This window comes from Arthrobacter sp. 05T45 (assembly GCF_056395875.1).
In genome coordinates, this window is sequence record NZ_JBFTKI010000017.1 from 88,831 (window position 1) to 96,563 (window position 7,733).

At 64.6% G+C, this 7,733-nt stretch carries 9 protein-coding genes; 5 read left to right on the forward strand and 4 right to left on the reverse strand.

Going from position 1 to position 7,733, the window contains the following annotated elements; translation table 11 throughout:
* The first annotated feature begins 134 nt into the window (after positions 1 to 134).
* Positions 135 to 1,031 carry a dihydrodipicolinate synthase family protein gene (locus AC1DGD_RS15580; RefSeq protein ID WP_476857412.1) on the forward strand — a complete coding sequence of 299 codons (897 nt, stop codon included), beginning with the start codon at positions 135 to 137 and terminating at the stop codon, positions 1,029 to 1,031.
* Entirely contained in the window at positions 1,009 to 2,235 is a 1,227-nt protein-coding gene (locus tag AC1DGD_RS15585; protein WP_476857413.1) for an MFS transporter, read from the forward strand. Before AC1DGD_RS15580 ends, AC1DGD_RS15585 begins: the two co-directional genes overlap by 23 nt.
* Positions 2,236 to 2,292: 57 nt before the next feature.
* Here AC1DGD_RS15585 and AC1DGD_RS15590 read toward each other — a convergent pair whose 3' ends face one another.
* The 4 genes from AC1DGD_RS15590 to AC1DGD_RS15605 all read right to left on the reverse strand — a co-directional run bounded on the left by AC1DGD_RS15590 (position 2,293) and on the right by AC1DGD_RS15605 (position 4,590).
* On the reverse strand, positions 2,293 to 2,454 hold the full coding sequence (locus AC1DGD_RS15590) for a hypothetical protein (RefSeq protein WP_476857414.1): 162 nt from the start codon (positions 2,452 to 2,454) through the stop codon (positions 2,293 to 2,295).
* 334 nt (positions 2,455 to 2,788) lie between these two features.
* Entirely contained in the window at positions 2,789 to 3,496 is a 708-nt protein-coding gene (locus AC1DGD_RS15595; protein ID WP_476857415.1) for a hypothetical protein, read from the reverse strand.
* A gap of 57 nt (positions 3,497 to 3,553) precedes the next feature.
* Positions 3,554 to 4,279 (reverse strand): hypothetical protein, encoded by a 726-nt coding sequence (locus AC1DGD_RS15600; protein WP_476857416.1) that lies wholly within the window; start codon positions 4,277 to 4,279, stop codon positions 3,554 to 3,556.
* A gap of 47 nt (positions 4,280 to 4,326) precedes the next feature.
* Positions 4,327 to 4,590, reverse strand: a complete 264-nt coding sequence (locus AC1DGD_RS15605) for a hypothetical protein (RefSeq protein ID WP_476851192.1) — start codon at positions 4,588 to 4,590, stop codon at positions 4,327 to 4,329.
* A gap of 499 nt (positions 4,591 to 5,089) precedes the next feature.
* On the opposite strand from AC1DGD_RS15605, the gene AC1DGD_RS15610 reads away from it, so the two are divergent.
* The 3 genes from AC1DGD_RS15610 to AC1DGD_RS15620 all read left to right on the forward strand — a co-directional run.
* Positions 5,090 to 5,782, forward strand: a complete 693-nt coding sequence (locus AC1DGD_RS15610) for a DUF4386 family protein (RefSeq protein WP_476857417.1) — start codon at positions 5,090 to 5,092, stop codon at positions 5,780 to 5,782.
* Between the two features lie 557 nt (positions 5,783 to 6,339).
* A complete protein-coding gene (locus AC1DGD_RS15615) occupies positions 6,340 to 7,068 on the forward strand; it encodes a FadR/GntR family transcriptional regulator (protein ID WP_476851194.1) in 729 nt (242 codons plus the stop codon).
* Between the two features lie 166 nt (positions 7,069 to 7,234).
* The coding region (locus AC1DGD_RS15620) for a lyase family protein (RefSeq protein ID WP_476857418.1) at positions 7,235 to 7,733 on the forward strand (499 nt) is incomplete at its 3' end.

Consider the following 7,733-nt stretch of genomic DNA (forward strand, 5'->3'; position numbering starts at 1 on the left):
ACAGTCCTCCAAATAGGGGGTCCGCCAGACTGTCGCTACGCGGGAATTCCCTGCTGACAGGGCCCGCAGCTAAGTCCCCCAGGGAGTGCCTCAGACTTTGCTTCCCTGTTATTCAGACCTAAGGAGTTATAACCATGTTCACCGGCTTGAGTGCCTTCCCCCTGACCCCTCTGGCAGATGATGCTGTTGACGAGCCTGCCTTCGTTCGCCTGATCGAACGGCTCTCGGAGGCGAAGGTTGGCTCCATTACCGCGCTCGGATCCACGGGCTCCTACGCGTATCTGAGCGGCGAGGAACGGAGCCGTGTGGCTCGTCTTGCCGTCGAGCACGCCGGCGCGACACCGGTGTTCATTGGTGTTGGGGCCTTGCGGACCTCACACGTCCTCGCGAACGCTGAAATGGCAGAGCAGGCGGGGGCTTCCGCACTCCTGCTTGCTCCCATGACCTATCAGCCCCTCACCGAAAACGACGTGTTCGAACTCTTCCGGACCGTCACCGCGAACTCGTCGCTGCCCGTGATCGTCTATGACAACCCGGGCACCACCCATTTCACCTTCACGACCGAGCTTTACGGACGCATCGCGGAACTGCCCGGAATCGCCTCCATCAAAATCCCCGGCGTGCCGGCCGATCCGGAGCAGGCACAGGCGCGGGTTCAGGAAATCCGCGCCGCCGTCCCGGCGCACGTGACCATCGGAGTTTCCGGCGACGCAAAGGCCGCCGCCGGACTGGCCGCCGGGTGCGATGCCTGGTACTCCGTCATCGGCGGCACCTTGCCCGCCCTGGCGCTGCGGATCACCCGGGCCGCTCTGGAAGGGCGGGTCTCAGACGCGACCGCTGAGTCCGAACGGCTTGCACCGTTGTGGGAGTCGTTCGCCGAGTTTGGCGGGAGTATCCGGGTCGTTGCGGCCATAGCGGAACAGCTGGGACTGGCATCACCATCGTGCCTGCCGCTTCCCCTCCAGGGATTGACCGCGGAGCAGCGTGCCCATGTTGGCAGGATTGTCGATGAGCTCGGGCTTAACCCGTAGCGCCGGCCTCGGCGTTTCACGCGGGAAGTACCGCCGGGGCGGGGCGCTGGCGCGCTACGTCTTCGCCGCGACGCTGGTGCGAAGCGCAGACGGCGGCGCAGTGGTCGCCATCGTGCTGCTCGCGCACGCCTGCGGGATGCCGGGCTGGCTGGCCGGCATCCTGGGAGCATCAATCACCGCACCCCACATGCTCGGCCCCTTCATCGCCCGACGCCTCGATACAGCCCGTGACGGACGCAAGGTCATCGCGTGCTCCGCAGTCCTCCACGGGGTGCTGCTCGGTGCTGCTGCACTGCTCCTGCCCGTCGCCTGGCCGATCTGGCCAGCCATGCTGCTCTTCGTCTCCGGCATCTTCGGGCCGATGCTCACCGGCGGGATCAGCAGCCGCCTGCCCTCCATCGCCGGCCCCGGGCGGCGCAGCCAACGCAGAGCACAAAGCTGGGACGTCGCAAGCTACGGACTCAGCGGCACCCTCGGCCCGGCAGCAGTGGCATGGATCGCGGCAGCATCCGACGCACTCACCGCGACACTGGTTCTGGCCGGAGCCGCCGTCGCTGGTGCTGGAGCCGTCCTCGCACTCCCCAAGCAAGAGCCGCCCAACAAGGCCGTTGGGGTGCCATCACCCGGACGAACACTGAGCCTCATATGGGAACGTGGTCCGCTGCGCCGCACACTCGGACTCACCGTGACCGTCGCATTCTCTGTCGCCGCGCTACCGATCTACGCCGTTGCCACAGCTCCCGCGTTCGGCGGCGCCGCGGCCGCCGGAACACTGGTCGCAGCCTACGGGATAGGGAATCTCCTCGGATCAGCAGGGCTCATGCTCCGACCGCTTCGCCGCGACGCAGACCCTCTCATGAGCTCCCTCTCCGCACTCGTCGCGGCAACGCTGATACTCGTGATGCTTTCTCCGACACTCCCCACATCCCTCATTGCCTTCGGCCTGGCAGGGATCGCCAACGCAATGTTCTTCGCGGCAACCCTCGCCGCGCGAAGCGAATACGCACCCATCGAGGCCCGCGGCCAAATCTTCATCTGGGTAGGCGCACTCAAGATCGCAGCAGGATCCGCCGGAACAGCCGTCGCGGGTGCAACTATCGCACAGACGGTTTGGGCACCACTTCTGCTGGCGACAGCCCTCACAGCAATTGCTGCGACCACCAGCATCATCGAGCGCTCCCGTCCACGCTTGTCCAAACACTAGCCCGCCTGAATCCGCGGCGTGTATGCGGCGAGCAATGTCTCCAACCTGATGGCCCCGTCACGGAGCACCGGGCCGGCCGAGGGTGTCATGCCCGGCGCAGGGATCAACGCCGACGTCATCAAAGAGGAATCCCCCGGGGCCGTCGAGGGCCACTTCGGCCCCTTCTCGGCCGCCGCGGAAGCAACTGTCGCTCAGATCTGCCTGGGTCACCGACGCCATGGCCTTAATGATGGGCAGAAATCCACCGGCATACGCCCTGTGGCCACAGTTGAAAGGGAAGAAGGCTTTGGCGGGGTGGGTAGCGTTGGTCCATGGGACTGGTCGACGACAGCCCGGACCGGGCAGCCCTGACGTTGACGCGGCTCGCCCGCGGAAGAATCCGTAGGACCCGGCGACCTGGCAGGCGCATGCTCGACTATCTAGACGACCTCGGACAGCGGAACGCCACACCTTCCTCGGGTTGGTGGCCACCGCATTGCCCGGAGCCACTTCAAATCCCTGGACTATCTGGGAGCAGGGTTGCGCGAGCCGTGTTAGGGCGGGATGTTCGACACTAAATCACCGTCACCTGCTGGAATTTGACCTTGTCTTTGTCGTCGCGCGCCGTGCCCATTTGACCGGGAGCGCCGCTGGGCCCCGCGAGGCCCGGTGTGGATGGCTGGCCAGGGTCAGTGCTGGCGTGGCTGAAGTCGCCTCGGGCGCCGCTGTCGCCGGTGACCCCCGCGGCACCTCCCGGGCCCGGGTCTCCTCCTTTGCCGGGGTCTCCTGACTTCGCCTTGAACACGCTCTGGCCACCGCTTTGGTCGGAAATGTAAAAGACGAGGATGTCTCCGGCTGCGCCCGCGTCGCCGCCCCGACCTCCAATCCCGCCCTGGGCTCCATTCCCTCCTGCGCCGCCGTAAGCGCCGGGCTCGCAGTCGTTTCCGTCGCCGCCCTTTCCGCCCTTGCCGCCGGCGCCACCTTTTCCTCCGTTGCCACCTTTTCCTCCGTTGCCGCCTGAAGCGTCGACAGATACGTCGCTGCCGAGGACGCTCACGTGTAGTTCAACGGTGCCGCCCTTGCCGCCTGGCAAGCCATCCGCGCCGGGGCCGCCGATGCCGCCATCACCGCCACGTCCGCCGCGCGTGGCACCAGTGTCGGTGACGAAGAACCAGCCACTGCACACCGCTCCGAATCCCCCTTGTCCCTGCGGTCCGTCTCCTCCGGCAGCGCCAGCCGCGCCATCGCCGCCATCCGTTCCCCGCTTGTCGATGCCGCCCATTTTAGGATCTCCTGTTCTGGTGAGGTTAAGTCTCTGATGGGTTTGCTGCTGTTAAGTTCAGCGCCAGCCGGCCGTGACAGCCTCCACTCGAGCGAGGATCTCGGAGATGGCAAGACGATCCGTATAGCCCTCTATCGGCGGATGCGGGCCGGGCTTGGTCATTTCCTCCACCACCAGGGGAATCTCCAATGGTGTAGGCGGGGCACCGACCATCTCGTTGCAGGTGAGCAGGAAGTGGCTGCTCTCCGGTACGATCCAGCCGTACTGGTGGAACTTCACGTTCCCGGCCGTCAGCGCGTTGATCGATCGTTTGAGGAACAGCAGGCCTCGCACTTCGAGGTCGCGGTCCAGAAGCCGGACCTCCTTCCACACCGGAAATGCGTCGCGGACCGGTGAAATGAAACGCGCACCTTTCTCAGCGGTCAGCTTCGCCAGGGCAGGAGAATGGCCACGAGCGATAAGCATCGCCGTTGCGCGGCTGACCGCGTCACGCACCATCACAACTTCCTGCGGAATGGTTGCAGTGCCCTCGATCTCTCGGGACGACACAACACCGTGGTTACCCTCAGAGAAAACCACATCAGGCACAGAGGCATGCTCGAGACTGCGTTGGATGTCGTTCAGATCTTCCTCCGGGATGGCGGGGTGGATGATTCCGAGGCGGTAGAGGTCCCTGATTGAGCGCGGTCTTTCTTCGACCAGAAATTCAGCGGCCGGAGAGTCAGGGCTGTCAGAGAAGACGACCGGGTACTCCGACTCCTCGATTACATATGTGTCAGGCATGATCTGTCCTTGCTTGAACGGAATCTGTTTGGGGGAATGGGGTCCGGTCACGAGGTGGGGACCTGCGTGAAGCGGTCAGCTCTGGGTGATCGAACCAGTCGGCGCCTGCGAGTGTCTCTCAGGTGGGACCGCCAGCCGCCGATCCTCATCCTGGGCGCGGAGACGTGGCGGGCAAGGGACACGGTCGGGTTCTGGACGATTTTGGCTCTGTAGCCGTCCGCGATCAGCAGGTCGTAGACACCTTGCCAGCCTGATCCGTCGACGAAGCCGCCGTGCACGAGCACGAGGTTCTTTACTGGTTCCTCGGACATGCGACCCTTCTGTTTAAGGGAGTAACAACCGGATGCTAGCCGGACCCGGTCCGGGTCGCTAGGGTCCATTGACCGGGGCAATGCCTCGACGCCGCCTTTACCTGCGATTCCGTCGAATGGTTCTCGAAATGGAACGGGCGCTCCCGAGCCCGAATCGAGTTTGAGAGGGAGCGGGGAACCCAGAAAGTTGGTCGGGAAGTGTGCCTCATTCTGTCCCCCGGGGGATGGAGCCTACGGTCAGCGGAGCGCGCGCAGATACCGTGCAGGCACGATTCGCTGCCCGATTCGAAGGAGTGGGTAGATTGCCCGCCAGTCGGCCATCTGCTCCCGGCTCAGCGCGCGCCCAGACCGGGATGCACCGCAGCTTTGCACTACCGCGGACCTTTCCCGTGAGTCAACGCGCACCCTAGCCCGGGATGCGTTCTGGAACTACGCTGGGGCAGGCGTCGCCCTGTTTCCGGGCAGGCGGCGGGCACGTGGTCGGGGAAGGAGGCGGTCCATGAACGCACAGAACATCACCCACTGGATCCGGGCGGGGTTGTGGACACTGCCCCTTTACGGTCTGATCACCGCCTGGGCCACGCTTGAGTCTCAGCCGGACCAGCAAAAGGATCCAGACGCCTGGGCACGGTTCGTCAGCTCGGGCTCGTATCAATCCAGCCACTTGCTCGGCAGCTACGCAGGCACCATCCTCGCCATCTTCGGGGTGTTCGCGCTGGGCTGCTGCCTGGCCAACAGCCGCGTCGGCCGCCTGGCACTGGCAGCAACAGTCATCACCGTCGCAGGAACTGCCTTGCTAATGGTCCCCGCTGTCCTCTCCACTTTCGCCACTCCCGCGATCGGGAAGGCGTATCTGGAAGGGAACCGGGACGTCATGCTTCTGGAGTTTCCATCCGCCATGACGGTCTCGTTCCTGCTCGGGCTGCTGCTCGCGTTCGTTGGCAACGTCTTGCTTGGAGTCGCGGTCTGGCAGTCCCGGACGCTCCCCCGTTGGGCCGGGGCGCTATGGATTGCCGGCGCCGTACTGTTCTACCTCCTCGGCGTCGTGCTGGGGCAGGCGACCACGGGCAGCAGCCTTCCGACACAACCGGCCGGTGCCTTGCTCATGGCTGCATCGGGTAGCTGTATGGCGTGGAGCCAGTCACGGCAGGGCCAGCCAGCCGCGGCCGTCCATGCGGCCGGCACGCGCTGACGGCTTAAGGTTCGTGGAGGCCGGACTTGCCCCAGCGGTCCAGGTGATTGTGTTGAGAATTCGCGTCGGATCCATCCGTTCGGATGGATCGAGACGATGAATACCGGAGAACGCCTCATGCCACATCTACCAGACCGCGCCAGACACCAACAAAAATGGGCCCTAGGGGCCCATAAAAGGACATTTGGACACATTCAGCGGCTACAAGCCCCTGAACAGGGAAAACACGTGCCCGAGGTGGGACTCGAACTGCATTCCTGCCCTCGCAATCACTGGGCTCCCGCGGAAACATGCGGAATTCTGTCCGATCCGACACCGGTACGGCCCGGTCCGAAGCCCAATGTGTGTACTTTGTACACACCGCAAAATGGCCAGCTCAAAGCATCGCAATCACCAGCCGCACCCGACACATTTCGCCGGCGACCACCAGCAACCGCAGCAACTCGGCTAAAAAACGCCGCTCCCCCTTCGGCCACACGTGGCGAGTGAGGCCGCCCCCGTCACGACATATTCGGAACTTCCTTGACGGTCTGTGTGACAGGTGCCATAGTCTTCGTATGGACCTGTTGGACAGCTGGACAGCTGCACAAGATCGAGTGGTACGCGTCGGCGCGGCCGAAGCGGTCTTCGCATCCCTCCGCAGCGCAATCGAAGGCGGCAAGATCCCTGTCGGCACCCGCCTGGACTCAGAGGCATCGCTGGCCAAACAGTACGGCGTGAGCCGCACGATGGTCAGGGAGGCGCTGCGTTCCTGCACCGCGTTGGGACTCACGGCCACCCACACGGGTAAAGGCACCTTCGTCATCGCTGACAAGGTGGCCCAGGACCTCAAGCTCGGCAAATATTCGGCCAGCGCCCTCGTGGAAGCCCGCCCCCACGTGGAAGTGCCGGCCGCGGGCCTCGCCGCCCAACGCCGCAGCAACGAAGACCTGGAGGCCCTTCGGGAAATCCTCCGGGAAATGTCCGAGGAGGACGATCTCCAGCAGTGGGTGCTTTTGAACACCGAGTTCCACGTGACCATCGCCCGGTGCAGCGGCAATGGCGTGTTCGAATCATTCCTGTCCGACATCTGTGACGCCATGGCCAACCAATCGAACACGCTTAACCTCGTGGCGGACCGGCGCAAAGAATCGGGTCAGGAGCACGCCCGCATTTTCGCTGCCATCGAGAGTGGATCAGCCGACGAAGCATCCCAGGCCATGAGGATGCATCTGCACGGGGTTGAATGCGCCCTGGGCACCATCGTCCCCGGAAGCGGAAACTCCAGGTCCGGCCATACGCGCTAGATCCTAAACCTCGGATCTCACCCACCTCCCCTGCTGCAGTCGCCGCAGGCCCCGCGCGGTCTCTTTGCCCTGGAACAACCATGCCCACCGTGCTGGCAGCGGCGTCACTCAGGCCTGCCCCAGATTTTTCCGTCCAAACCCGTCAACGAAGCCCTGTGAGGACCCAATGACCAATGTCCATACCGCCCCGGACACCCGCTCCGAACACGACCTCCTGGGTGACCGGGATGTTCCCGCCGGCGCCTACTGGGGCGTCCACACCCTCCGGGCCGTGGAGAACTTCCCCATCACCGGCCAACCACTGTCCTCCAACATGCACCTGGTCCGCGGCCTGGCCGCCGTGAAACTCGCCGCCACCCGCACCAACCACGAGCTCGGACTGCTCGACGCCGGGCGTGCCGCCGCCATCGGGCAAGCCTGCACCGAGATCATGAACGGCAAACTCAGCGAACAATTCGTCGTCGACGTCATCCAGGGCGGCGCCGGGACCTCCTCGAACATGAACGCCAACGAGGTCATCGCCAACCGCGCCCTGGAAATCCTCGGGCACCCGAAGGGCGACTACGCCCGGCTGCACCCCAACGACCACGTCAACCTCAGCCAGTCCACCAACGACGTCTACCCCACCGCGGTCAAGCTCGGCACGATCTTCGCGGCCCGGGAAC